Here is a 23,687-nt window from a genome sequence, read left to right as displayed (position 1 = left end):
CAACCATGAACGAGTCAGTGATAACCATGAAAAATATCCACTACAGATATGATAAAAAAGAGGTACTGGATCATATTAATTTCACATTACTACCAGGTGCGTTTATGGGGCTGGTCGGTCCAAACGGCGGCGGAAAAACGACCTTCATCAAATTAATTCTTGGAATACTAAAACCGGATTCGGGTACTATCGAGCTTTTTGACCAGCCAACCGAAAAATTTCATGACTGGGAGCGAATCGGTTTCGTTTCTCAAAAAGCCAATGCCTTTAATAAAGGATTTCCAGCTACTGTTTATGAAGTTGTATCGATGGGGCTTACCGCTAAAATTGGCTATTTAAAGTTTTTCAAAAAGCATCATAAAGAAAAGATCCTGCAGGCAATTGATCAAGTTGGCATGACCGATTACACCCATCAAAATGTAGGAAATCTATCAGGCGGACAGCAACAGCGCGTTTTCATTGCCCGGGCTCTTGTAAACGAGCCTGAATTGCTTATCCTGGATGAGCCTACCGTTGGGGTCGATGCGGAAAATGTCAAACGTTTCTATGAGATACTCTATCAATTAAACCGGGACAAGGGGATAACCTTGCTGCTTGTAACGCATGACACCGGGATCATGACCGAATATGCAACCGATATCGTGTGTCTGAATAAAACAATGCATTTCCACGGAAGTCCTGCTAAATATGCGTCATTAACGGAACAAGATTTTTCGCAGTTTTACGGGCATCCGGTTAACATTGTTACCCACAATCATATATAATAGAGGTGACACAATGCTTTCAGATATTTTGCAATACGATTTTTTACGAAACACTTTTTTAACCGGTTTACTTATCGGTATCATTGCTCCGTTACTCGGGACATTTATTGTTGTCAGACGCCTGTCGTTAATTGCCGATGCCCTTTCCCATGTCACGCTGGCCGGGATAGCATTTGGTTTATTACTGGAAAAGAAGCTTGCCACAACGATTATTACCCCCTTATATGGGGGAATGGCATTTTCCGTGCTCGGCTCCATTTTTATTGAGAAACTACGTGGCGTTTATAAAGCATACCAGGAGATTGCTATCCCGATTATTTTATCTGGTGGCGTTGGACTGAGTGTTATTTTTATTTCCTTAGCAAACGGGTTTAATACCGAGCTTTTTAATTATTTATTTGGTTCTGTATCGGCGGTCAGCCAGAAGGACTTGTTTACAATTTTAGGAATATCCATTTTTGTCGTGCTGATAATCTTTTTATTTTATAAAGAATTATTTGCTTTATCGTTTGATGAAGAACATGCATCCGTTGCAGGAATTCATGCCAAACGCATTCATTTGCTTTTTATCGTTTTAACGGCACTCGTCATCGCAGCGTCGATTCGAATTGTCGGTGTACTGCTCGTATCCGCGTTAATGACACTTCCGGTGGCGGCCAGCATGCGACTGGCCAGGGGTTTTAAACAAACAATGATCCTATCGATTGTCTTTGGCGAACTAGCTGTTATTCTTGGATTAATATCCGGTTATTATTTCAGCATCCCACCTGGAGGTACGATTGTTCTGATTTCGATTATTATCTTACTTGCCTCGATCGGGATGAAGCGGTTTAATTTCACTTTTAAAGGAAGAGGGATTTCAAATGAAACTTCAAGAAGCGATTCAGAATTTAAAAGAAAAAGGCTATAAAACGACGAAAAAAAGAAAGGATATCATAACTTTCTTTGCAAAGGCGGACGGCTATCGTACGGCAAAGGATTTAATTCAATTTATGGAACCAACTTATCCAGGAATTAGTTTTGATACGGTTTATCGTAACCTGCATCTATTTAACGAGGTTGGCATCCTGGAAACGACTGAACTTAATGGGGAAAAACTTTTCCGCATTAGCTGTACGAGTCACCATCATCACCATTTTATTTGCAAGGATTGCGGCAGAACGAAGGAAATTGCTGTTTGCCCAATGGAAGAGGCAGTGAACGAGCTGACAAACTATAGTATTGAGGGTCATAAATTTGAAATTTACGGTATATGTCCGGCATGCCAAACAGCATGAAAGTAAGTAATCAAAATTCCTTCAAACTTTATCTTGCTGTTGGTATCGGTGGTATGTTCGGCGCTATGGCGCGTTACGGTATCTCACTCCTGTTTGCTTCCAACGGGATTTTTCCATATGCAACATTGATCGCGAATTTGGTCGGATGTTATTTGTTAAGCTTTTTACTGAATAAGCAGGCCATAAAGAAAAAACTGTCTCCTGAATTATTTGCCGCACTTGGTACCGGGATGATTGGGGCATTCACCACGTTCTCGACTTTTGCAGTGGAAACGATTGAATTGTGGGAGACAGACATCTTTTTGGCTTTTGTTTATCTGCTGGTTAGTATTTTTGGCGGATTAGGGTACTGCTATCTAGGTTTTATGTCCGCTAGGGAAAGAGAGGTTCAGTCATGAGTTTTCTTTCCGTAGCAATAGGCGGTTTTTTCGGCAGTATCCTCCGTTTTTATATTTCAGTAAAGGCGAATAAACATTTAATTGGTACGTGGATCGCCAATATTACCGGATCGATTCTCTTGGCTATCGCAGTCTATTATCAGCAAGATGGATTACTTACAGAATGGATGTGGGCACTTTTTGGTGTCGGGTTTTGCGGAGCCTATACAACCTTTTCAACATTTGGCAACGAAACATTGCAGCTGATTTTTGATAAAAAATATTGGACGGCAGCAGGGTATATTGCTGGTTCGCTGGCAGTATCATTGTTAGCTGTTTATTTGGTTTTAATTTAAACCAAAACTTTTTATAAACTACTGAGCAAAAGGGATTTAAAAGCCAAATTGACTTTTAAATCCCTTTTTCAATTCATCCAAACACTTCCTCCAGTACCTTGGATTCTTCATGCTCAAGCATATTTTTCTGGATGACCTTGTCGACTGGCTTATTCATTTGTGCTCTTATTTCTTGAGAGGCATCGGATTCGCCAATAATATAAATTTCTTCCCACCCTTTGTCCTTGGCACGCTTGTCCAGCTTTGGTGCGATGCTTTTATACCATCTTTGTTTATTGGCCTCATAGCGGTCCTGAAACTCATCTTGTTTCAAACTCTTACCGCCTTTTCCCATTGATGCATCTGCTTTATGAGGACCGGTGAATTGCCGCCAATGGTCGGTTTCAATATCCAGTTCATAATAGGCAGTATCAAGTATATCCCCAATCTCCGCTTCAACCACCTTAACCTGATCCTGCTGTACAAGAATGACACCAGATTTAGGAAATGACGCATATAATTGCTTGAATTGTTCGGTTACCGGTGCATTCTCCCAGAAAAATTCTGTTTTCAACCGCAACTGGACACGTATGGCAAACCAGACTGTTTCATCTGCAGTTGCGAATAGAATGATTCCTTTTCGAAAGTTTTGTTCATTTACCCGTACATATTTTTCTACCTTTTGCTGAACCAGCTGAAAATTTTTCAGTTCTTCCTTATCATCATCTTCAACCAAATATTGTTCGAAATTGCGCAACCCGTTCTTTAAGTGGATTTTCCATTCGCCACCTTGCTGCTCTGGGTCTGATGGATCTGTATTCAAGTACATGGTAAACACTTTATTTGTACTGTCTTTTCTTACGTTTTCAAGTTTCCTGATCTCCTCATGTAATTCCATTAATGATCGGCACCCCTTTACAAATTTCTTAATTACCTGTAGCCGAAAACACGAAAGGATAAACATAGACTAAGAGATTAATTTCAACCCTACTGCTGCGGATAAAATCATGCTAATAAACAAGATCCTGCGCCAATCCTTCGACTCCCCATAAACAACCATGCCGACAAGGGCACTGCCAACTGTACCCATGCCTGTCCAGACAGCATATGCCGTACTCATCGGCAAGGATTCCATCGCAATCGACAGGAATACAAAACTCATGACAAAACCGCCAATCAAGGTGATAAATGCTGAAACGCTTTTCTCTTGATTAACTTTATTAATACCCGCAACTCCAATCACTTCCCCGACCCCGGCAATGATAAGCAATAGCCACGCCATTTCTAATTCTCTCCTTCTGTCTCAGGTGCCTTTGTGATCGTTTTAAGACCAATGACTCCACTTAATAGCAATAAAATGAGCAATATTTTTGCAAAGCTGAATGGCTCATGAAATACAGCCATGTCAAAAACAACCGTACCTGCAGTACCCATGCCGGTAAATACTGCATAGGTTGTGCCAACTGGAAGCTTTTTGGAAGCGATAATTAAGAAATGCATACTCGCATAAATGGCAATCGCAGTTAGTAACCATGTTCCAACATTAAAAGCATGCTTTAAGCCGATCGCCCAGCCTATTTCAAATATTCCTGCTATAAATACGTAACTCCAATCTTGTTTCATCCTTCATCACCTCATTGTTATTTATTACCTAAAAGCAGAAAAAAACCCAGGCTGATATCCACTTTTAGATATCCTCCCGGGCTTTTATCCCTCCGTGTACACGTTCCGTGCGTTTTCTCTCGGACCAGTCCAATTTACATTGTGGAACCCTAGAAAACTGTTATTATATAAGAGTATAGCCGTTATATGCATGGCCGTCAATTTTAGTCTGCAAATTCCTCTTCCATCTCCCCTAGTTGACGTTTCAAATCGGTAATCTCTGCTTCATTCACTTCATCACCCCCATAACGTACCTTTTGATATACAGCAAGGTCTGCATTGATGCCAATTCGCCTAAACCAATCCTCTATGGTTTCATATGCATTGCGTCCATATCCACTTTTTGCTGCTTTTTGTTCAAATTGATACACCATTTTCCGGACAGGATGATCAGGTTTTTGAAAATAGCCACCAAATAGCTTACTTAAGATGGAACGTTTTTTCCGCTCGTCTTGATCAAGCTCTCCATAAATGACTGCTTCACTCGTACCGATTTGTTCTCTGACAACAAATTGCTTTTTCAGAAAGCGAATCATGAGAAAAATAACAAACGCTAGCGTGACAATCACCAGCCCCCAATAAATAAACGGTAATATTTTTTCCATAAAGGAGGGCTCAACCTGTTCCATTTGCTTCAGTTTGTTTTCCTGCTGTCCCATTGGTGATGATTCGTCCGGGAGTTGTACGTTATCGAAATCCAAATTCTGAAACAGAAATGCCAGCTTGCTTACTACGATAGCCGCAATATAGCTAAGCCCCTCGCCAATTTTCAGAAAAACATAGCGGCCTGTATCAAATAAAGTAAAAATAATTACGGTACCAGCTGTAAAAATGCCAGCAATCAACAACCATAATTTCCTATCAAACCGTTTTCGTTCTTCTTTTTTTATTACCGTTAAATGGCTGCAAATATACCCAACAATCAGTAGTAAAAACTGCAAAAAAGTATAGATGATAATTTGGAAATCATTTATCAGCAGCATCAGTCCGGTACCAAGAATCAAGGTGATCCGGATATAAGTATTTTCCCGCGCCAAAATCGTTTCACTGCGGATATTGATGTACCGCCAAGTTAGCATACCAGGAAGCACGACCCCGATTATGATCGGAAAACCGCTAACGATAAAGATAATGACCAAAACTGGTGCCGTTACGATATATGGCAAATACCCTTTGAAGAATTTTGTATAAATGGAAAACAGTGTACAAATCCCAGCAACAAGTACAGCATAAAGACCGTATGGAACCCACTCGTAGTGATAGAACAGAATAGGCAGAGAGATTAGAAATAAAATGATTGCTTCACTCATAAAATGATATGCATACGTAATAATTGGATGTTTATTTTGCATGATCAAGCTCACTCTTTTCCCAACGTTTCATATAAGCCCCATCCGCTACAGTCTCAACATGAAAGATGTTTTTTTGCTTGTATTTCCAGTTATCCATCATCTGTACTGCTCCGGCCGGAATTTCTCCAAGCACAATAATTGTTTTTGGTTTATCAAATTTTTGCCCAACCCGATATAGCATTTGCTCAAACGGAATAACCATTGCCTGGGGATGTACCCGTGCCAAAAGTTCAAGTGCGTGAACATAATGTGTCTTCCCTTCCCCTTCCGGCAGGAAAACGTACGGTGTTTTCCCGGGTTTTCGGGCATTGATTGCAATTTCAAAGGAAACACCTTGTTTCGTTGCATATTCGCATAAATAAGCTGTATGGGACAGCAGATCTTCCAGATTCCTCGTCAATTGTGCGATATTCAACCCATGGGGAACCCCAATATTGACCAAAAATAGATATGACATATCAACGACTCGTTCGTAAACATTGGTTTGCAATTCCTGTGTTTTCGCGCTTGCTTTCCAATTAATCCGGTAAAATGGATCGTGATAGCTGTACGTCCTTGTTCCGCGCAAGCTTTGTAAATCTTCATATGGCGAAAAGTTTGTTCGCTGTGATCCAGGCGTGACATAGGATAGCGACTCCAATCCTTTTACCGGAAGCAGCTTGGGATAAACAACATACTCCGTGTAAAAAAACGGATTGTATTTCAATGTTACATTGTCAAAATTCAATAAGTGTGGAAATAGATACTGAATGTTCTTCACCCTTGATGTACCACGTTTTTCCGCCCGAATCGGCAGTTTGATCGTTACCTTCCCTTTCCCGATAACAGACAATGGCATGTGGAATTGATTCCAATGCTTGTTCGCTGATTCAACATAGTTTGTTGCCTTAATGGCTTGGTCTGTCTGGAATTGCAACTCCCCATTGATAATCGGAAAAATGGAACGGTTTTGCAATTCAAACTGAATTTCCGCATGATCACCCGGGAACATCCGCAACACTTGCCGGTGATTTTTTAATTCCAGCTTCCCGCCAATTTTTTTGTCATACAACTTGTTCAATAACAGGTATGCCGCAAATAAGCCGACGATCAAAAACAAGATTGGTTTTTTGAAGAAAAAACCGATCGCCACCAGAACAACAATTGCCGCAAGTATGTAATCGGTGTTCGTTCTATTTGCCTGACCAAACTCCTTCTGCCATATCATGCCTGATCTGCTCCAACTTCAACAGGTACTTCCACCTCGGTCAGAATTTCCCCGACAACCTGAGACGGGGTCTTTTTAATCGAGCCTTCCAAGGACAAAATCAGGCGATGCTCGAACACATAAGGTACTAATGCTTTGATGTCGTCTGGACGAACGTAGTCTCTTTGCTCTATGTATGCCCGGGCTTGTGCGGCTCGCATGAGTGCCAATGTTCCACGTGGACTGATTCCCAATTCCACGTCGGTATGCTCACGGGAATACCTTACAAGTGCGACCAAATAATCGGTGACAACGTCAGAAACCGTAATCTGTTTGATTTCCTCCTGCAATCCGCGAATATTCTCCAGTGTTAACGATGCCGTAAGTGATGCAAACGGGTCATCGGTACGATAGGTATGTAAAATATGCTTTTCTTCTTCCATTGATGGATAGCCTAAATCAATTTTAAACAAAAAGCGATCGAGTTGTGCTTCCGGCAATGGGAATGTACCATAATTATTTTCCACTGGATTTTGTGTGGCGATGACCAGAAACGGAGCATCGACCTTGATTGTTTCTCCATCAATTGTCGTTTGATATTCTTCCATTACCTCAAGCAGACTTGATTGCGTTTTCGGTGTAGCCCGGTTGATTTCATCTGCCAGCAGGATATTCGTCACGACCGGCCCAACGTTCAGTTCAAATTCCTGAGTCTTCGGATTAAAAATGCGGATCCCGGTGACATCACTTGGCAACACATCCGGTGTAAATTGCACCCTGTTAAATTTTCCATCAATCACCTTGGCAAAGCTTTTCGCAAGTTTCGTTTTGCCTGTCCCCGGAACACTTTCCAGGAGCACATGCCCTCCGGCGATCAGGGCAATAAATAATAAATCGACAATCTCCTCCTTTCCAAAAATAACCCTATTTAACTTCTCTTTTGCTTGATTCAATTTTTCCATTTTGTTGCCAGCCTTTCTCGTTTTTTTATTTGTTCCATTCAATTATAACGATGAAAAGGTTTCCATTATGAAGATGCTTCTTTAAAATAGACTGCTTTTGTTGGCCGTACTACCATAACAGTTACGATGGCTGCAATGATCAGCATGGCAGTGGCAAGGGTAACGATTGTTATTCTTAATGCAATATAACACAGCAACAGCTGCAGCAGATCCCGTCATTATTACGGCTGCTTCCATTTTTGAATATGGTTTACCCCTATTAACAATTTTCTTATCTTTTCTACTATTATATACTTTCCAGTCATCAAAAAAAAGACAAACCCTGCTAGGAGTTTACCTTAAATCTTTCTTATTTTAACCTTCTTAATCTGGTGCCCATCGATTTCTACTACAATAAATCGGTAACCACCATGCTCGAGAGTTGTGCCTTGTTTCGCATCCATATTGTTCGTGATCATCCAGCCGCCAATTGTATCAACATCATCTTCTTGCAAGTCAGTACCAAATAAATCATTTATTTCCTCTAATAGCACCTTCCCAGCGACAACAGTGGTCGTATCGTCCACCTTCTCAATCATTGGTTTTTCATTCATATCGAATTCATCCCGGATTTCACCGACAATTTCTTCCAGAATATCCTCAACCGTTATTAATCCCGCAGTCCCACCGTATTCATCAATGACAATCCCCATATGAATACGTTCCTTCTGCATTTTGATCAGGGCCTGTTTAATTGGCGTTGATTCGGAAAAGTAGAGGATCGGCCTAATCAAGGGTGCAATGGATTCCTCCTCATTCTTGAGATGATTCGTAAAAAGTTCCTTGATATTTACTAATCCGACGATATGGTCTTTATCGCCTTCCGCAACCGGATACCGGGTAAATTGTTTCTCCCGGACGACAGCAATATTCTCCTTTTTGTCATTATCTTTAAAAAAGCAGACCATTTCCGTACGGGGAACCATGATTTCTTTGGCCATCCGTTCATCAAATTCAAATATGTTATTGACATACATCATTTCCGCCTGATTAATTTCACCGCCTTCATAGCTTTCCGATAATATCAGCCGTAATTCTTCTTCCGTGAGTGCTGCTTCACTCTCGTTGGCAGGTTTAAAACCGAACAAACGAATAATGAATCGTGATGATCCATTTAAGATCCAAATGAACGGGAACATCAATTTATAAAAAACGATAAGCGGTTTGGCAAATAATAATGTCACCGTTTCCGCCTTTTGGATAGCGATTGATTTTGGAGCTAACTCCCCAATAACAACATTTAAAAACGTAATGAGCAAAAACGCAATAATAAACGATAATATGGATGCTAAAGCCATATTTAACCCCAGTCTTTCGAAAACAGGATCAATTAATACTTTTATTGTTGGTTCCCCGAGCCACCCTAAACCTAATGCTGTAACCGTAATACCCAGCTGACTTGCGGACAAGTACGTATCCAAATTATCAATAATTTTCTTCGCATGCAGGGCATTTTTGTTCCCTTCAGCAATTAGTTGATCGATTCTGGTTGGCCGTACCTTTACAATTGAAAATTCAGTTGCAACAAAAAATGCAGTCAAAGCGATCAATATAATAATCAGCAATAAATTAATAATATCCATTTTGTTTCCTGCCGTATAATGCAGGAGCCCACCTCCTAACATATTTTTTTACCAAAACAGCTAACACGTAATGGATAATTCAGCCTTTTCAATCATATCTATTAGTAAGATGTAGTTTGGACAGGTTTGGCAGGTGGATAAATATATGGTCCAAAAAATCGTATCAATTATTATCGGCAGTGTTTGTGTAGCAATTGGCATCAATTGCTTTTTAATCCCAAATCACTTGTTGGATGGGGGAATCATAGGTTTAGGACTAATTGCCAAATATACAGTAGGTTTACAACCAGGGTTAACAATTATCGTGCTAAGCCTTCCCTTGTACATGATTGCCTGGTTTCATTATCGGAAATACTTTTATAATGGACTGCACGGGCTATTATTTTCCTCGTTTCTTATCGATTATTTTCGCCCATTATCCCATATGTATACAGCACCTATCCTGATTAGCTCATTGACTGGCGGTCTGCTAATTGGTACAGGTGTCGGTATTATGCTATTAGCGAATATTAGCACTGGTGGGACAGACTTGCTAGCTTTAATGTTGTCCAAGCTGACATCTATTAATGTCGGTATTTATATTTTAATGATTGATAGTATAGTCATTCTCTTTGGATGGATCGTTATACAGGAGGCAACTATTACTTATTCCGCTATTATGGTGTTAATGGTTGGATTAACTACCTCCTTTATTACTAGCTGCTTTGCCCCTAAGCGAAACAGGAGCTGACAGGCAGGTGCCTGTTACTCCCAAGTTCAGCGGCTTACAATGAATCTTCAGCATTTTTCAACTCCAGTCCAGCAACTTTCGGCCAAACCTCAGTGTTTTTTAAAACTTCAGTCCAGAAACTTCAGCAGCTCACCAAAAAAGCCAATAAAAATGCCCCTTGCCATAACAGGAAAGGGCATCAACTATTGTTTATTTTTCAGCAAAGGTACCTTCAAACATAAATTCTTCCACTTCTTTACGGCTTGAAGGTTTTTCCCGGTCACGATACTGCTCCATCAATAAATCTTTTTCCCCTTTATACCCCAAAGCAACGATTGCATGCACGTTATAGTTTTCCGGAATATTTAATACTTCCTTTGCTTTTTCACGGTCAAAACCACCCATAGCATGTGTGATAAGACCTTTACGGAAGGCTTCCAAGGCCAGGTACCCCCAGGCTGTTCCTGTATCAAATGCATGTGCCTGGTTGTGTCCTCCGGTTGTTTCGGAATCCGTTTTCGATATTACCGCAATAAGAACTGGTGCTTTCTTACACCAGGCAACGTTTCCTTCATTGATAAAAGTAAGAAACCTTTCTCGGTCTGTTTGTTTTCGAGCCGTCACAAACCTCCATGGCTGAATGTTTGCAGCAGACGGAGCCCACCGTGCGGCTTCAAAAACACTATGAAGAATATCCTCTGGTACCTCTTTATCCAAAAATGATCTTGGAGACCAGCGATTTACGTAAATTGGGTCAATATCATATGACGCTTTTCGAAACGCTTCTACTTCAATCATTGAAGACTTTCCTCCTAATTGCATTAATGTTAGTTAGAAATAAACTCCGAGACTATTATACATGGTTTAGTTACTTTTTGAAACCATTTGACTTTTAATAACTAAGTTAACCCCTTCACAAACTTATAGTGGCTCCCTTTTCGATTAACATATATAGGTAGGACGGTAAAGTTGAAGAAACAGAGAGTTACTGCCAATTGTGGTGACCTAATGGGTTTTGCAAATTTATATTTAATTAAAACGAACTGCAAACGTACACAAGCCTTGTCCAATAATTCGGTAAGGGGCAACTTTAAGAAGTGAAAAAAGTAATCACCATTGTCTTGATCAGCAAGGTGATTACTTTAATATCACATGTTTCAATATAAATTTTTCATATCATTTTCTAGCTTGTAAACTGCTCTTCCTCCGTCGATCCTTTTAATGCCGCCGTTGAGGAGGTACCTCCAGCAATTACTTGTGCTACTTCATCAAAATAACCGGTTCCGACCTCACGTTGGTGACGGGTGGCACTGTAGCCGTACGATTCACTGGCAAATTCCGCTTGCTGTAATTTTGAATAGGCAGCCATACCGTTATTGTTATAATCTCTTGCCAATTCAAACATGCTATGATTCAGCGCATGAAAACCTGCCAATGTGACGAACTGGAATTTGTATCCCATTCTCCCAAGCTCCTGCTGGAACCCGGCAATTTCATCATCTGATAGTTTACGCTTCCAGTTAAATGATGGAGAACAATTATAGGCTAACAATTTATTCGGATATTTTTCATGGATAGCATCAGCAAATTTTTGTGCCTCCTGTAAGTTTGGTTCCGATGTCTCACACCAGATTAAATCGGCATATGGCGCGTAGGCGATTCCTCTGGAGATTGCCTGATCAATACCTGCCCTTGTTTTGTAAAAGCCTTCTGCCGTCCGTTCACCTGTCATAAATGGTGTATCATATGGATCAACATCACTAGTAATTAAATTTGCTGCATTGGCATCTGTTCTTGCAATAACAACTGTTGGCGTTCCCATTACATCCGCCGCAAACCGTGCAGCTATCAAATTTCGTACAGCGGTTTGTGTTGGCAGCAATACTTTTCCACCTAAATGGCCACATTTTTTCTCAGATGACAGCTGATCCTCAAAATGAACACCTGATGCTCCAGCTTCAATCATGGCCTTCATCAATTCAAAGACATTTAATTGACCGCCAAACCCCGCCTCCGCATCGGCAACAATCGGCGCAAACCAGTCGATTTCTTCCTTCCCTTCCGCATAATGTATCTGATCAGCACGTTGTAACGCCTGATTTATTCGCTTCACTACATTCGGTACACTGTTTGCCGGATATAAGCTTTGATCCGGATACATCTGGCCCGCTAAATTTGCATCGGCTGCAACCTGCCAGCCACTTAAGTATATCGCTTTCAAACCCGCTTTCACCTGCTGGACCGCCTGATTCCCTGTTGATGCCCCTAATGCGTTGACATAGTTTTCTTCATTAACCAGTTTCCATAGTTTCATAGCACCGTTTCTGGCAAGTGTATAATCCATATCAATGGAACCGCGCAGGCGCACAACATCCTCCGCGGTATACGGCCGTTCGACGCCTATCCAGCGCAAATCATTTTTCCATTCGTTTTGCAGTTTTTCAATTCTGGTCTTTCTCATTATTGAATTCCTCCTTTAAGTAATTGGTCATCATCCGCTAACATTTCAGTAAATCTGGGGAAAACATGTTCATCCGGATTTGCTTTTTCCCGGTTCGCAATTTAACATTTGTTATACTACAACAGGTTATTATTTACCTTGTTATATAACATAATGTCCAAAAAAATTAATCCTCCTTCTTCTTAGATAAACAATAATCACATTCCTGAAGATAATTTTTTGGATTCATTGGTTTGCCACATTGCTGGCAGTGAACATAAGTTGATGTATTCAATTGCATCCCCCTCCCTTTTATATAACAATTATTATTAATTCTTACTGTTATAATACAGTATATGTGTATCGATTTAAAAATGCAACCCCTTTTTTTAAAATTAATTGGAAAAATAAGAGTTGAAAGAAAGTATCTTGCCTTTTTAAGTCAAGGAAAAGTGCCTACTCTAGTGCCTGTTATGCATTATGATATAATTAATTTTTAATCCCTATTTGATTTTGGATATGTTGGAAGAGGTGACAACGTTGCGTTATTTCCAGATAGCTGGTACACGTACTGTCAAAACCGGTATAGCCATTTTTATAACGGCCTGGATCTGTGTGCTATTAAACTGGCCACCTGTCTTCGCCGTTATCACAGCAATTGTTACTATTGAACCAACTGTTGCGGATTCGATTAGAAAAGGAATTGTGCGGTTCCCAGCTTCCGCAATTGGTTCTGCATATGCGGTAATTTTCATATCCCTGTTTGGCGATTCTCCGCTCACCTATACGCTAGCTGCAGTTTTCACGATTGCCACCTGCTTCAAATTCCGGTTGCACGCCGGGCTATTAGTGGCCACTTTAACGGCGGTAGCAATGGTGGAGGTTATCCACAATAACTATTTAATTGCATTTTTCATCCGCCTAGGCACAACAACAACAGGTTTACTTGTTTCTACACTTGTCAATCTGTTTGTTCTGCCGCCGAAGTATACGGAAGAAATCGTAAAAGACATTCAACAAGTTGCTAAGCAGACCGGAATCGTAATCGATCAGGTACTAATAGAAATCCTGGAAAATGAACAGCAGGAAACAAATAGAGCAGATAAACTTGTTGACCAATTGGATAAAAAATTACATCATGTAGAACTACTAATTAAGTTTCAAAAGGATGAAACAAAATACCATCCATTAGCAGGTAATAAAAAGGACACATTTGATCATGCCAGCAAGCAAGTAATTCAATTACGGCTTATCCAGTATCACTTGGATAATTTAATCAAAACACCATTAAAATCCATTAGCTGGTCTAACGAGGAACGATCAATTTTATTACAGGCAATCCGGAAGCTATCGTTAAGTATGGGCAACAAGGTAGATTATGATCCAATTCTTCACCAAAAAGAGTTGGATAAGCTGATGCAACTTTACTGGGTAAACAATGTGGAGACGAAGAACAAAAAACATCCGACTCATTTCCCGCCAGAACTAATTATTCTGTATGAAGTGGTGTCGATTTATAACCTTGTTGCAGCTTTCTATGACAGGAAGAACAAAAGCGAAAGCGTGCCCGGTTAGCGGCTGGAATGCTCTCGCTCTGCCATTTAATGTGGTTCGGTATTGCGGTTTTAACCGAACAAACAACCACAGGAAATAAAGGAAACATGCCACTAAGGTGTATGCCGGCGCCCGAGGGCAGCCCGGTTTTAGCCGGCCTTCCTCCTTTTACCCGAGTCGATGTTGACTTATCGTACGGATGCGGGTGTTGCGTACTAACGCTTTAGCGCTGGAGTGAGCGGAACATAGCCTGAATTCTTATAGTTTCTTATCTATTTAAAAAGCGGGTAATTTCATTTTAGAAATTACCCGCTTGTTGTTTCTTATTTAACTCGTCTTACATGGCCTTTGAATGCTTTTGACCAATAAGGATTTGACATACTTACTTTAGCTACACCAGTCGAACTTTGTGAGCCAATAAATTGACCGCCACCAATATAGATTCCAACATGACCATTCTTTCTTCCATCTGTATCAAAAAATACTAAATCACCCGGCTGAATATTGCTGTAGGAGACTTTAGATCCGACCCCTGACAATCCTGCGGTACTTGCCGGAAGAGAAATACCTTCTTGCCGATATGCCCAGGAAACAAAACCGGAACAGTCAAATCTGCCATGTTGCACATCATATGCTGAACGTCCACCGCCCCATACATAAACAGAATTGCCAATATATTTATTTCCTGCAGTAATTGCTGAACCCGTGCTTCCGCTTGGTACTGTTGCAGTAGTAGCTTTTACTGATGGTTTACTAGTAGTTGAGTGCGAGCTTGAACTTCCATTACTTTCACCACTCACAGAAGGCGTATCATTATTAGCGGCCTCCATGCTTGAGCGAATGTCGGCTTCCAATGCTGCAAGATTACTATCTTTACCTTCCAGATTAGCCTTCATCTCTTTAAGCTGGGCTTCTTTGTCCTTTAGTTCCTGTTTTGCTGCTTCGTTTTGTTCTTTTTGTTCCAATATCGTATCTTGGATAGCTTCTTGCTCTGCCTTCATATCGTTTAATTCATCAAGCTTTTCTTCCACCGCTGCCTGTTTTTTTTCAACTGCCTTTTTATCGGCTTCCTGTTGTTTCATTAAATCAGCATCTGCATCTGATATTTTGGAAACGGCTGAACTTCGGCTAATAAAGTCACCAAAGCTTTTTGATCCGAAAAGTACTTCTAAATACTGAACGTCCCCGCCATTTTTTTGATAAGCAACGATTCGCTCTTTCATAATTTCAAAGCGTTCTTCAATCTTATCTTCCAAAACTGCTATTTCTTCTTCTAACTCGTCTACCTTTTGCTTTGTATCCTTAATTTTGTCTTCTGTTTCTTTCACTTGTTTCTTGTTTTCCGCTAATGCACCATCGACTCTGGCAATTTTTTTGTTCAGATCTTCTAAATCTAGTAACACCTGGGCAATCTTTGCCTCCGCATTTGATAGATTTACTTTAATTTCCGAACGTTCATCATGGATTTGGGAGACTGTTTTTTCCGCATGTGCTGTCTCCGCAAAAAAAGCACTAGTTAAACCAACTACAGCAACAGTGGACATTGTTACAATTGTCTTTTTCAACTTTCTTTTCCCCGCTTCCCTAACTCACACCCGCAACTTTCTATGTATGTATGTTAAATCCTGTTCCATTTTTGCGTAATGTGATTTATTTATATTTTTTAAGAATATGTATTTACTATCTTAGGTAATTCGTAGTATATCATCTAAAAATGACAATCATGTAATAGTAATATTACAATTATGTTTCAAATTTGACGATAAACTCCTTTTTTCGTTACAAATTATCCTGTTTCACAACAAAAAGCCCGCCAAAACAACATGGCAGGCTATCCAACCCATTTTCCTGATTCCATTATTTTCATGTACCTTTTGACCTAGTCGAATTATGTTGCAAGATTGTGTTTAAATGCATAAATGACTGCCTGTGTTCGATCCTGTACTTCCAATTTACCAAGGATATTGCTTACATGTACTTTTACTGTCTTTAACGCAATAAATAGCTGATCGGCAATTTCCTGATTTGTTTTCCCTTCTGCCAAAAGCTTTAAAACTTCCATTTCCCGATCTGTCAATTGAAGGTGAAGCTTTTCGTCAGGCTTTTCCCGCATGCGTGTCATAATTTTCCCCGTAACTTCGGGTTCCAATATCGATTGTCCCTGATGGGTTGCGCGAATCGCTTCAGCAATTTCGTTTGCTTTCGAGGTTTTCAACATATAGCTGGTGGCCCCTGCTTCCAGTGCAGGATAGACTTTTTCATCATCAAGAAAGCTCGTAACAATAATAATCTTAGCCTCAGGCCAGTTCTCAATAATTTGTTTTGTTGCTTCAATCCCATCCATATCTTTCATGACAAGATCCATCAGAATAATATCCGGCTTTAACTCCAATGCCTTGTGAACAGCGGATCCGCCATCGTCCGCTTCAGCTACCACTTCAATATCAGGCTGGGCGGAAAGATAGGCTGATACACCGATTCGAACCATTTCATGATCATCTGCAAATAATACTTTAATCATCGCTCTCATCCTCATTTTTTAATCGCGGAACTTTAACTTCCAACCGAGTCCCCTGATTCGGTAAACTAACAATTTTTAACGTGCCACCAACTTCATATGCTCGTTCACTCATATTTTGCAGACCATATGAGCTTGCACGTGCTTGCTCCACATCAAATCCAATCCCATTATCCATTACACGTAAAATAATGGTATCATCGCGTTCAATTAATAAGACGCTAAACGTTGTCGCTTTGGCATGTCTTAATGTATTTGAAACAGATTCCTGGAGAATTCGGAATAACTGATCTTCTATTCCCTTAGCAATTGTAAATGTTTCTATTTTCCAGTCGATCTCCATCGGTACCTTTTGCGTTAGTTCGACTAAAAGTTCCTTAATACCTTCCTGCAATGATTTACCCTTAAGCGCAACCGGCCTTAGATGCAGCAGCAATGCACGCATTTCCAATTGTGATTGATTGATCATCTTTTCGACCAGTTGCAGCTGGTTCTGCAGTTTCCCATTTTGCGATCCACCAGATTCATTAATTGCAGCCATCAACATCGATACGGCAAACAATTGCTGACTGACCGAATCATGTAATTCCCTTGCCAGACGATTACGTTCCTGAATAACAACCTCTTGCAGGCTTTTTTCCCGTTCATTTGCCCGCTCCGTCGCTAATTTTTGCTTATTTTCTGCTTGGATTCGGAAATTCTGCTGGATTTGTTCCATATGCTTTTGCAGTTCTGTCAATTCCTTGTATGGTTCCTCATCGCTTACAAATTTTTGCTCCTTGACTAGTTCTGCCAGTTGCCGATCCAAAACGTGCAATCTTTGCCGCCAATACCAGCCATTCGCTACTCCAATTACAGTACCTGCTACTATCGGAGTAATTACTACCAGTACTAAAAAGGGAATACCTTCAATTTTCCGTTCCAACAGCACCGTCCAATTATCTAATGGAAAAGCAATAAAGGTGGTCCCAATTACAACGACGGAAATAAACAGGCTAAAAAAAACGGCTCGCATTACTTGTCGAATGATCAAATTCATATCCGCCTCACCTCGATATCACCTGATAATAAAGAGGTAATGATTTTGACACGGGGATAAGCTGAATCATATCCTTCTGTTTGATAGGAAAGGGTTTGGTTCATTAAGTTCCAGTGATGCTCACCAAGAATATGAGCGCGTCCAAATATCGAACTATGATGAATACTAACTTCAACCTCATACGGAATGTAGATTTCAATATTACCAACCAGATGGCGAATCGAGATAATAGCCGTATCATCTGGAAGAACTGTATTACTTAAATCAATCACCCGATCACCAAATGCACCATGGATGTTAATATCACGCCAATAATACGCATTTTCCGCCGTTTTTTGGTCACCAAACACACGATGGTTAAACAATGGTGCCACGCGGATCAGTGCTTCTGTATTCGGATTATTTTGTGTCGAAATGGACGGAATAACCTGATCTTTATCTTTTTTTGATTTGGCATAATCAATAATGAATAAAGCAATACCTGCTACAAGCAAAAATCGTACGGCCAGCATATTTAATACAGAAATCACCAATCCAATAATTCCGATCCAAAATATAAATTTCCCCCATATATGGTAAAATTTCTTCCAGCCTATATAAATAAACAGACCACATACCAAGGCAGAAAAAATCATTCCGCCATGAAAAAAGACAATTTCAATAATAAATAGGATCACCCCAATGATCATGATCCAGTTCAATGTATCTGTCGACAACCTATGAAACATAAGGGCAATCCACCTTTCTATCGAGTATGTTCAAAAAGTAGCCAAAGTAGAATAGTCGGCTGCATAGTTCAAGGGGGCTGGCTTCTGTTTTCGGCGATTGCCGGGACTGATTTTAGCAGAAGCCCCCTTACTGCCGACTATCATTTGGTGACTTTTTACATATCTTCTAATAATTAAACAGACGCATGTCGCTACGCCTGTTTAGTATACCATGTTTTACCTTATTCCTACATTATCAGAATGCAGCAGATTTAATTTGCTTTTTCCTGTTCTTTCATTTCCTTTTCCAAACGAGCAATCTTACTATCGAAGGTACTGCGGTAATAAGAGCTGTTTACCTTATATTCCAGACCTTCAATATAATTTTCCAGCTCCGCAAAACGCGAGTATGGCTTGTCCGAGGATTCTTCGATAACTTTATTCATTTGATGGTGGGCATGGGCAATGTTTTCACGGCCCATTAACTCCATCCGGCGTATGTGCATGTCCTTTAGTTTATGTTTCATTTCTTCATATTTTTGCTCCAGACTTTCCAGCTGATTTACTGCCTCTTGCCTTAACGTTTTCATTCGGTCTGCACGCGCTTGATACTCATCATGCTCTTTCATGGCAAATTGATGCAGCTGTTCTTCTCCCGCTTTTTCAGCAACCTCTGCCTGTTTTAACCGTTTATCAGCGAAGTCCTGTGCTTTGTGATATTCGCTCGTAAATTCATCCTTGAGTTTGTACTGCCGTTCCACAAGTTTGCGGACCTTTTCCTTCTCTTGTTCACTTTGCCGCAAGTATTGATTTAACGCAGCAATCGGATTTTTTTGTTCCTTTTGATCCAATAGGTTATGCAGATCCGCTGAAACGGAATCTTTTATACGTGTAAATAAGTTTGACATGTAGAAACACTCCTTTTTTATTGGTTAAGCTCCGCCCATTGCTTTTCAAAATTTGCGAATGGGTCATCATCCACTATCGTTTTTTCTTTTGCTTCGGAACGATCACTTCTGAAATTTCGGAAAATCAAATACAATCCATATGCCGCTGCCACACCTATTATCGCGTAAATATTGGATAAGCCAATACCGAATACGATCAGTCCTGCTATTACCCAGCCAATTTTTCCGATTGTCGAATCGCTTTTCATAAATTGCTTAAAGATCACATACAACAGCCAAATACTCACTGCCAGCAGTACCATCGGGCCTAACATGGCAAGTAAAACAAACAGTGCCGCCAATCCACCTAAAAACAATAGAAACTTGTTCATGAATGTCGAATCCTCCTTTCCTTATCTTGTCTCTATCATATCGGGTAATTGGGATTTCGATAATGAGCCTGAGCTATATTTTTTAGTAGGGCCTGAGACGTAGGTACCTGGCTCCGCTCGAATTTTGTGGAATAATATTGTAAGCATAAAAATCATGACCACCCGTCCAACGGGTGGTCATGATTTTACAAACTATTATTTTTTAGCGCGAAAATCGCAAGGGCAATAACAAATACGGAAGCAGTCGTTTTACAGAACCAAAACGGGATTTTGATCGGTCCTAATTTAAAGTAAACACGATTAAGGCGATATTTCATAGATCGAGAGAAAGCAGTAATACCGATTAAAATGAGAATTATCGACATCGTATTAACCAAAAGAGACAATGAAATCCACTCCTAATCTCCTATTCCTCATCCATATGAACCCTGTTATCAATACGTTCCATCCAATCACAAAGAAGTGGGTAATATTGAGGTAAAACACCAAAAATTTCAATAGCTAAATCCTCGTTATATGTATAAACAGTTAAATTGCGGTGATCGACCATTCGCAAGCCAGAAACAGTTTCTTCTTCTGTGAAAACACCAACTTCACGAAAAGAACGAATAACCCCCTTTGGAGAACCAATATCCAGGCCTTCAACATCGTATAAATATTGCTTACCCGCTTTCCAGCACGCCTCAAAGCTAAACTCAAAACGTTGAATAGCCGCGTCACGCTCTATACTAGTTGGTTCTTTAATATTTACTAATTCATCAAATACCTTTAGAGCCCTGTTTGCGACTTGGATTCGTTCGAGCAATCTTTCCATTGTATTCCCTCCCTTTTAACCTTTTTAACAATATCCGGATTCGCCTTTGATAAATCCACTAAATCAACACGATATGGCAGCGTTGATTCCTCAATTCTTTCCCGAAGTTCAACCAGTTTTATTGTTGGAATTTCTTCTTGTGATTGCAGTGCTACATCAATATCAGAGGTTCTTTTCTCCTCCATTCGAGCCCATGATCCAAAAAGATATACATTTGCCGGCGTATCTTTTAACGTTGTATTAATTATATTTTTTAGATGCATCAACGTTTGATCTCTGTTATAAGTCATGATAATCACCGTCCGCCATTTTTCACTATTATATCATATTCGATCCATCAACTTAACGTCCTAACGCTGGAATGTAACTGGAACATTAAAAACGAACCCACCCAAATGAGTAAGTTCGCCCTTTTAACGTCACTTCCTTAATACTTAACCATCTCTGAAAGCACATAATAATACAGCAACTGCTCCGTACACTCCAATGATGTTTCATGCGTCCTCTCATAAGCATGGGAGGAGTCGATGCCTGGTCCAATAAGTCCGTGGACAATATCATGACCGGCCCTGATTGCTGCCGATGCGTCTGATCCATAGTATGGGTAGATATCCAATTTATAACTGATATCATGTGATTCCGCCAGCTCAACCAAATGTTTGCGCAACCCGTAATGGTATGGACCGCTAGCATCCTTCACACAAATGGAAACCGTGTACTCATCAGTCGACTGCCCATCTCCCATTGCTCCCATATCAACCGCCAAATATTCAACCGTTTCAGGGGGTATATTCGAGTTCCCGCCATAGCCAATTTCTTCATTGTTTGAGATCAGAAAATGTGTCGTATATGGAAGTGTCACATTTTCCTCTTTCAGTCGCTTGATTAACTGCAGTAAAATACCGACACTTGCTTTGTCATCCAAATGGCGGGATTTTATGAACCCGTTTTCAGTTAGCTCGACACGCGGATCAAATGATACAAAGTCGCCAACTTCAATGCCGAGTTCGCGAATATCCTCAGCATTTTCAACCCTGGCATCAATCCGGACTTCCATGTTTTCCTGATTACGCTTAGCGTCCCCAGCATTTTTATAAACATGGACGGACGTTTGGTGCATCAGAATGGTCCCGGTAAAAACTTTACCACTTGATGTATGAATCTCGCAGTACTCACCTTCAATCGCATTATATTTAAATCCGCCAATCAGATCGAGACGAAGCCGGCCATTACTTTTTACTTCCTTTACCATCGCACCTAGGGTATCTACATGAGCTGTTAACATGCGATGTTCTTTTTCATTTTTACCAGGTAATGTCGCGATTAAGCCACCTTTGCGGTTTCGTCTTGTTGCCACCTGTAAATTCCGTAAAAAAAGATCGACATGCTGAATCACTTTTTCCGTGTAACCGGAAGGACTTGGGATTGCGACTAACTGTTTAATTTGCTCTTTTGTTTCGGTTATGTTTGGATATGTATTCATTTTGCTAACTCCTTTCAAACTATTCATACGTTAAGAGGATTAGAAAATGGTCAAATCAATAGATGTTGCCAATTTCTTCTGCTATATAGTACTCTTGCAATTGAAACTACTTTTGTTTTCTGATCTATCGCATAAAAAACAATATAATTTTCAACCGGCAGATATCTTATCCCCATTTGAGCAAGACGCCTATCTTTAACCAAAGCACCTCGATATGGCATACGTTCCAGGCTCAGAATAGCATCTCCGATTTTAGAAACAAGTTTTCGTGCTAATTCAGGTTCTAATAGCTCCATGGAAATATACCTGCCGATTTCAAGTAAATCATGTTCACCAACATTTGACAAAACAATATTGTAGGATTTCATACCTACAAATCCTTTTGAATATCTGCCAATGCTTCTTTAAATGGTCGTGTCTTATTTTTGTTTATGTCAGCAATACCTTCATCAATCAATTTATACAGTTCAAATTTCCCGATAAGTTTTTCGTATGTTTCAATACTCATTACAGCCAAATCACCTTGACCGTTTTTCGTAATATAAACTGGTTCATCATATTTATGGCAAAAGTCCGATATTTCATTATACTTGTTTCTTAAGTCAGAACTTGCTCGAATAAATGGCATTTGGAGCACCTCCTCAATATATATCATTATTGTATCATTTTGTTGATATAATAGCCACTTTCCTAGATGGTTATAATTGGACTACTTATTATTCCTCAAGTATGTGAAATACGTTACATCACTTTTTCAGTTCATTACCAAATTTATCTAATAATTCCCCGTTATATTCCTTCGAACCAGGATTATTTTTAACCTGCTTCCATAAATATGCCGCTACCTTCATTTTGTTTTTCATTCCTTTTGTTCGATCATCGCTATTGAAATCGCGTACAAAATTGTTCCACTGATAAGTTCTGTCTTCAGGGGATGTTGTTCGTATTCTTTTCCCATTTTCGTAAATAGCAATCAAGTCAGCTACCGTCATGTCCTGATCGCTCCTTCGCTCAGCGTCTCTTAGGGCAGATGCCATCTCTTTAGTAAAAGAAAACTTTGAAACTTTATAGTATGCTTTAAAAAATCCCCTTGCCCGCTGATTGAATTTGAATCCATCCGGAATCAACTTTGTATCCAACGAAATTTCAGCAGGGCTCTTACGCTTTCTTTGACCTGAACTTTGCTTCCTTTTATCCGGTACTATTTCACCTTGGAGAAATCCTTTAATTCTATCCTCTAATTCAGCTTTGATACCATGTGATGAGAGATTGTGTTCGCGGCAAATTCTTTTCAAGTCCTCCTTGTACCAATAGTGCTGTTCAAATTCCTTAATTGTCATATCCGGATGAAATTGTCTCATTTTGTAAACTTCCCCCAATACTGATCTTTTCCACGTTTGTTTTATGGCCTCTAATAAACTTTCTAACCTCTTCCGGTGCCAGTCCGATTTGTTTCGCCATCTGGATCAAGGCAATCCCTCTTCCTCAGCTTGTCGTTCTTATGCTTTACCCAACACGTTCATACATTATCAACTCCCCTGTATTTTTCAACGACAAGGATCGCTTCGTGGTTTAATTAAAGAAGATGCATTTCCAATGATCTAAGT

Annotated in this window: 30 protein-coding genes and 1 riboswitch; of the genes, 7 read left to right on the top strand and 23 right to left on the bottom strand. The window is 40.0% G+C overall.

What is annotated here, in order from left to right:
- Nucleotides 1–5 precede the first annotated feature (5 nt).
- The 5 genes from IEX12_RS06095 to IEX12_RS06075 are packed head-to-tail and all read left to right on the top strand — an operon-like array spanning nt 6 to nt 2,774.
- Nucleotides 6–764 (top strand): metal ABC transporter ATP-binding protein, encoded by a 759-nt coding sequence (locus IEX12_RS06095; RefSeq protein WP_102414989.1) that lies wholly within the window; start codon nt 6–8, stop codon nt 762–764.
- Nucleotides 765–777: 13 nt separating this feature from the next.
- Nucleotides 778–1,674 (top strand): metal ABC transporter permease, encoded by an 897-nt coding sequence (locus IEX12_RS06090; protein WP_088053066.1) that lies wholly within the window; start codon nt 778–780, stop codon nt 1,672–1,674.
- Nucleotides 1,628–2,041, top strand: a complete 414-nt coding sequence (locus IEX12_RS06085; protein WP_102414988.1) for a Fur family transcriptional regulator — start codon at nt 1,628–1,630, stop codon at nt 2,039–2,041. The genes IEX12_RS06090 and IEX12_RS06085 overlap by 47 nt, the downstream gene beginning before the upstream one ends.
- Complete coding sequence (gene crcB, locus IEX12_RS06080) at nt 2,038–2,439, top strand: fluoride efflux transporter CrcB (RefSeq protein WP_088053064.1); 402 nt, start codon at nt 2,038–2,040, stop codon at nt 2,437–2,439. Before IEX12_RS06085 ends, crcB begins: the two co-directional genes overlap by 4 nt.
- Nucleotides 2,436–2,774, top strand: coding sequence for a fluoride efflux transporter FluC (locus tag IEX12_RS06075; protein ID WP_088053063.1), 339 nt, complete (start codon nt 2,436–2,438; stop codon nt 2,772–2,774). Before crcB ends, IEX12_RS06075 begins: the two co-directional genes overlap by 4 nt.
- Nucleotides 2,775–2,847: 73 nt before the next feature.
- On the opposite strand, the gene IEX12_RS06070 is transcribed toward IEX12_RS06075, so the two are convergent.
- The 8 genes from IEX12_RS06070 to IEX12_RS06040 form a co-directional block, all read right to left on the bottom strand.
- Complete coding sequence (locus tag IEX12_RS06070; protein ID WP_102414987.1) at nt 2,848–3,651, bottom strand: VLRF1 family aeRF1-type release factor; 804 nt, start codon at nt 3,649–3,651, stop codon at nt 2,848–2,850.
- Nucleotides 3,652–3,720: 69 nt separating this feature from the next.
- Nucleotides 3,721–4,035 (bottom strand): DMT family transporter, encoded by a 315-nt coding sequence (locus IEX12_RS06065; RefSeq protein ID WP_088053061.1) that lies wholly within the window; start codon nt 4,033–4,035, stop codon nt 3,721–3,723.
- Between the two features lie 2 nt (nt 4,036–4,037).
- Nucleotides 4,038–4,376 (bottom strand): DMT family transporter, encoded by a 339-nt coding sequence (locus IEX12_RS06060; protein ID WP_102414986.1) that lies wholly within the window; start codon nt 4,374–4,376, stop codon nt 4,038–4,040.
- Between the two features lie 71 nt (nt 4,377–4,447).
- A riboswitch (guanidine-I (ykkC/yxkD leader) is annotated at nt 4,448–4,540 on the bottom strand.
- 39 nt (nt 4,541–4,579) lie between these two features.
- Entirely contained in the window at nt 4,580–5,767 is a 1,188-nt protein-coding gene (locus IEX12_RS06055) for a hypothetical protein (protein WP_188724791.1), read from the bottom strand.
- Nucleotides 5,757–6,974, bottom strand: a complete 1,218-nt coding sequence (locus IEX12_RS06050) for a DUF58 domain-containing protein (RefSeq protein WP_155554321.1) — start codon at nt 6,972–6,974, stop codon at nt 5,757–5,759. The genes IEX12_RS06055 and IEX12_RS06050 overlap by 11 nt, the downstream gene beginning before the upstream one ends.
- Nucleotides 6,971–7,915, bottom strand: a complete 945-nt coding sequence (locus IEX12_RS06045) for an AAA family ATPase (protein ID WP_102416314.1) — start codon at nt 7,913–7,915, stop codon at nt 6,971–6,973. Before IEX12_RS06045 ends, IEX12_RS06050 begins: the two co-directional genes overlap by 4 nt.
- 65 nt (nt 7,916–7,980) lie before the next feature.
- On the bottom strand, nt 7,981–8,112 hold the full coding sequence (locus IEX12_RS23320; protein WP_269058757.1) for a hypothetical protein: 132 nt from the start codon (nt 8,110–8,112) through the stop codon (nt 7,981–7,983).
- 141 nt (nt 8,113–8,253) lie between these two features.
- Nucleotides 8,254–9,537 (bottom strand): hemolysin family protein, encoded by a 1,284-nt coding sequence (locus IEX12_RS06040; protein ID WP_088053057.1) that lies wholly within the window; start codon nt 9,535–9,537, stop codon nt 8,254–8,256.
- Between the two features lie 145 nt (nt 9,538–9,682).
- Between IEX12_RS06040 and IEX12_RS06035 the strand changes: the two genes are divergently transcribed.
- Nucleotides 9,683–10,267, top strand: coding sequence for a YitT family protein (locus tag IEX12_RS06035; RefSeq protein ID WP_088053056.1), 585 nt, complete (start codon nt 9,683–9,685; stop codon nt 10,265–10,267).
- 189 nt (nt 10,268–10,456) lie between these two features.
- Here IEX12_RS06035 and IEX12_RS06030 read toward each other — a convergent pair whose 3' ends face one another.
- Both IEX12_RS06030 and aceA read right to left on the bottom strand, forming a co-directional pair.
- Nucleotides 10,457–11,044: a nitroreductase family protein gene (locus IEX12_RS06030; RefSeq protein ID WP_088053055.1), complete on the bottom strand. Its 588-nt coding sequence runs from the start codon at nt 11,042–11,044 to the stop codon at nt 10,457–10,459.
- A 385-nt stretch (nt 11,045–11,429) separates the two neighbouring features.
- On the bottom strand, nt 11,430–12,707 hold the full coding sequence (gene aceA / locus IEX12_RS06025) for an isocitrate lyase (protein ID WP_088053054.1): 1,278 nt from the start codon (nt 12,705–12,707) through the stop codon (nt 11,430–11,432).
- Between the two features lie 519 nt (nt 12,708–13,226).
- On the opposite strand from aceA, the gene IEX12_RS06020 reads away from it, so the two are divergent.
- Nucleotides 13,227–14,261, top strand: coding sequence for an aromatic acid exporter family protein (locus IEX12_RS06020; protein ID WP_230856012.1), 1,035 nt, complete (start codon nt 13,227–13,229; stop codon nt 14,259–14,261).
- Nucleotides 14,262–14,563: 302 nt separating this feature from the next.
- On the opposite strand, the gene IEX12_RS06015 is transcribed toward IEX12_RS06020, so the two are convergent.
- The 13 genes from IEX12_RS06015 to IEX12_RS05955 form a co-directional block, all read right to left on the bottom strand.
- On the bottom strand, nt 14,564–15,805 hold the full coding sequence (locus IEX12_RS06015) for a coiled-coil domain-containing protein (protein WP_286170954.1): 1,242 nt from the start codon (nt 15,803–15,805) through the stop codon (nt 14,564–14,566).
- Between the two features lie 323 nt (nt 15,806–16,128).
- Entirely contained in the window at nt 16,129–16,761 is a 633-nt protein-coding gene (locus IEX12_RS06010; RefSeq protein WP_088053052.1) for a response regulator transcription factor, read from the bottom strand.
- Nucleotides 16,754–17,797 (bottom strand): sensor histidine kinase, encoded by a 1,044-nt coding sequence (locus IEX12_RS06005; RefSeq protein WP_088053051.1) that lies wholly within the window; start codon nt 17,795–17,797, stop codon nt 16,754–16,756. The genes IEX12_RS06010 and IEX12_RS06005 overlap by 8 nt, the downstream gene beginning before the upstream one ends.
- The gene (liaF, locus tag IEX12_RS06000) at nt 17,794–18,525 is read right to left on the bottom strand and encodes a cell wall-active antibiotics response protein LiaF (RefSeq protein WP_088053050.1); all 732 of its coding nucleotides are present in this window, start codon (nt 18,523–18,525) and stop codon (nt 17,794–17,796) included. The genes IEX12_RS06005 and liaF overlap by 4 nt, the downstream gene beginning before the upstream one ends.
- Before the next feature lie 251 nt (nt 18,526–18,776).
- A complete protein-coding gene (locus IEX12_RS05995) occupies nt 18,777–19,412 on the bottom strand; it encodes a PspA/IM30 family protein (protein WP_088053049.1) in 636 nt (211 codons plus the stop codon).
- A 17-nt stretch (nt 19,413–19,429) separates the two neighbouring features.
- Nucleotides 19,430–19,783, bottom strand: coding sequence for a lmo0954 family membrane protein (locus IEX12_RS05990; RefSeq protein WP_088053048.1), 354 nt, complete (start codon nt 19,781–19,783; stop codon nt 19,430–19,432).
- 406 nt (nt 19,784–20,189) lie between these two features.
- On the bottom strand, nt 20,190–20,597 hold the full coding sequence (locus IEX12_RS05985) for a nucleotidyltransferase substrate binding protein (protein WP_088053046.1): 408 nt from the start codon (nt 20,595–20,597) through the stop codon (nt 20,190–20,192).
- Nucleotides 20,552–20,887 (bottom strand): nucleotidyltransferase family protein, encoded by a 336-nt coding sequence (locus IEX12_RS05980; protein ID WP_088053045.1) that lies wholly within the window; start codon nt 20,885–20,887, stop codon nt 20,552–20,554. Before IEX12_RS05980 ends, IEX12_RS05985 begins: the two co-directional genes overlap by 46 nt.
- Nucleotides 20,888–21,024: 137 nt before the next feature.
- Nucleotides 21,025–22,080 (bottom strand): M42 family metallopeptidase, encoded by a 1,056-nt coding sequence (locus IEX12_RS05975; RefSeq protein WP_102414980.1) that lies wholly within the window; start codon nt 22,078–22,080, stop codon nt 21,025–21,027.
- A gap of 50 nt (nt 22,081–22,130) precedes the next feature.
- The gene (locus tag IEX12_RS05970) at nt 22,131–22,448 is read right to left on the bottom strand and encodes a type II toxin-antitoxin system RelE/ParE family toxin (protein WP_088053043.1); all 318 of its coding nucleotides are present in this window, start codon (nt 22,446–22,448) and stop codon (nt 22,131–22,133) included.
- A 2-nt stretch (nt 22,449–22,450) separates the two neighbouring features.
- Nucleotides 22,451–22,708 carry a type II toxin-antitoxin system prevent-host-death family antitoxin gene (locus IEX12_RS05965; RefSeq protein WP_102414978.1) on the bottom strand — a complete coding sequence of 86 codons (258 nt, stop codon included), beginning with the start codon at nt 22,706–22,708 and terminating at the stop codon, nt 22,451–22,453.
- Between the two features lie 118 nt (nt 22,709–22,826).
- A complete protein-coding gene (locus tag IEX12_RS05960) occupies nt 22,827–23,441 on the bottom strand; it encodes an SAP domain-containing protein (RefSeq protein ID WP_102414977.1) in 615 nt (204 codons plus the stop codon).
- Complete coding sequence (locus tag IEX12_RS05955; RefSeq protein ID WP_188724790.1) at nt 23,410–23,550, bottom strand: hypothetical protein; 141 nt, start codon at nt 23,548–23,550, stop codon at nt 23,410–23,412. Before IEX12_RS05955 ends, IEX12_RS05960 begins: the two co-directional genes overlap by 32 nt.
- Between the last annotated feature and the right edge of the window lie 137 nt (nt 23,551–23,687).

Source organism: Lentibacillus populi (assembly GCA_014642895.1).
Lineage (GTDB): Bacteria > Bacillota > Bacilli > Bacillales > Amphibacillaceae > Lentibacillus_C > Lentibacillus_C populi.
This window is presented reverse-complemented; position numbering and strand designations above follow the sequence as displayed.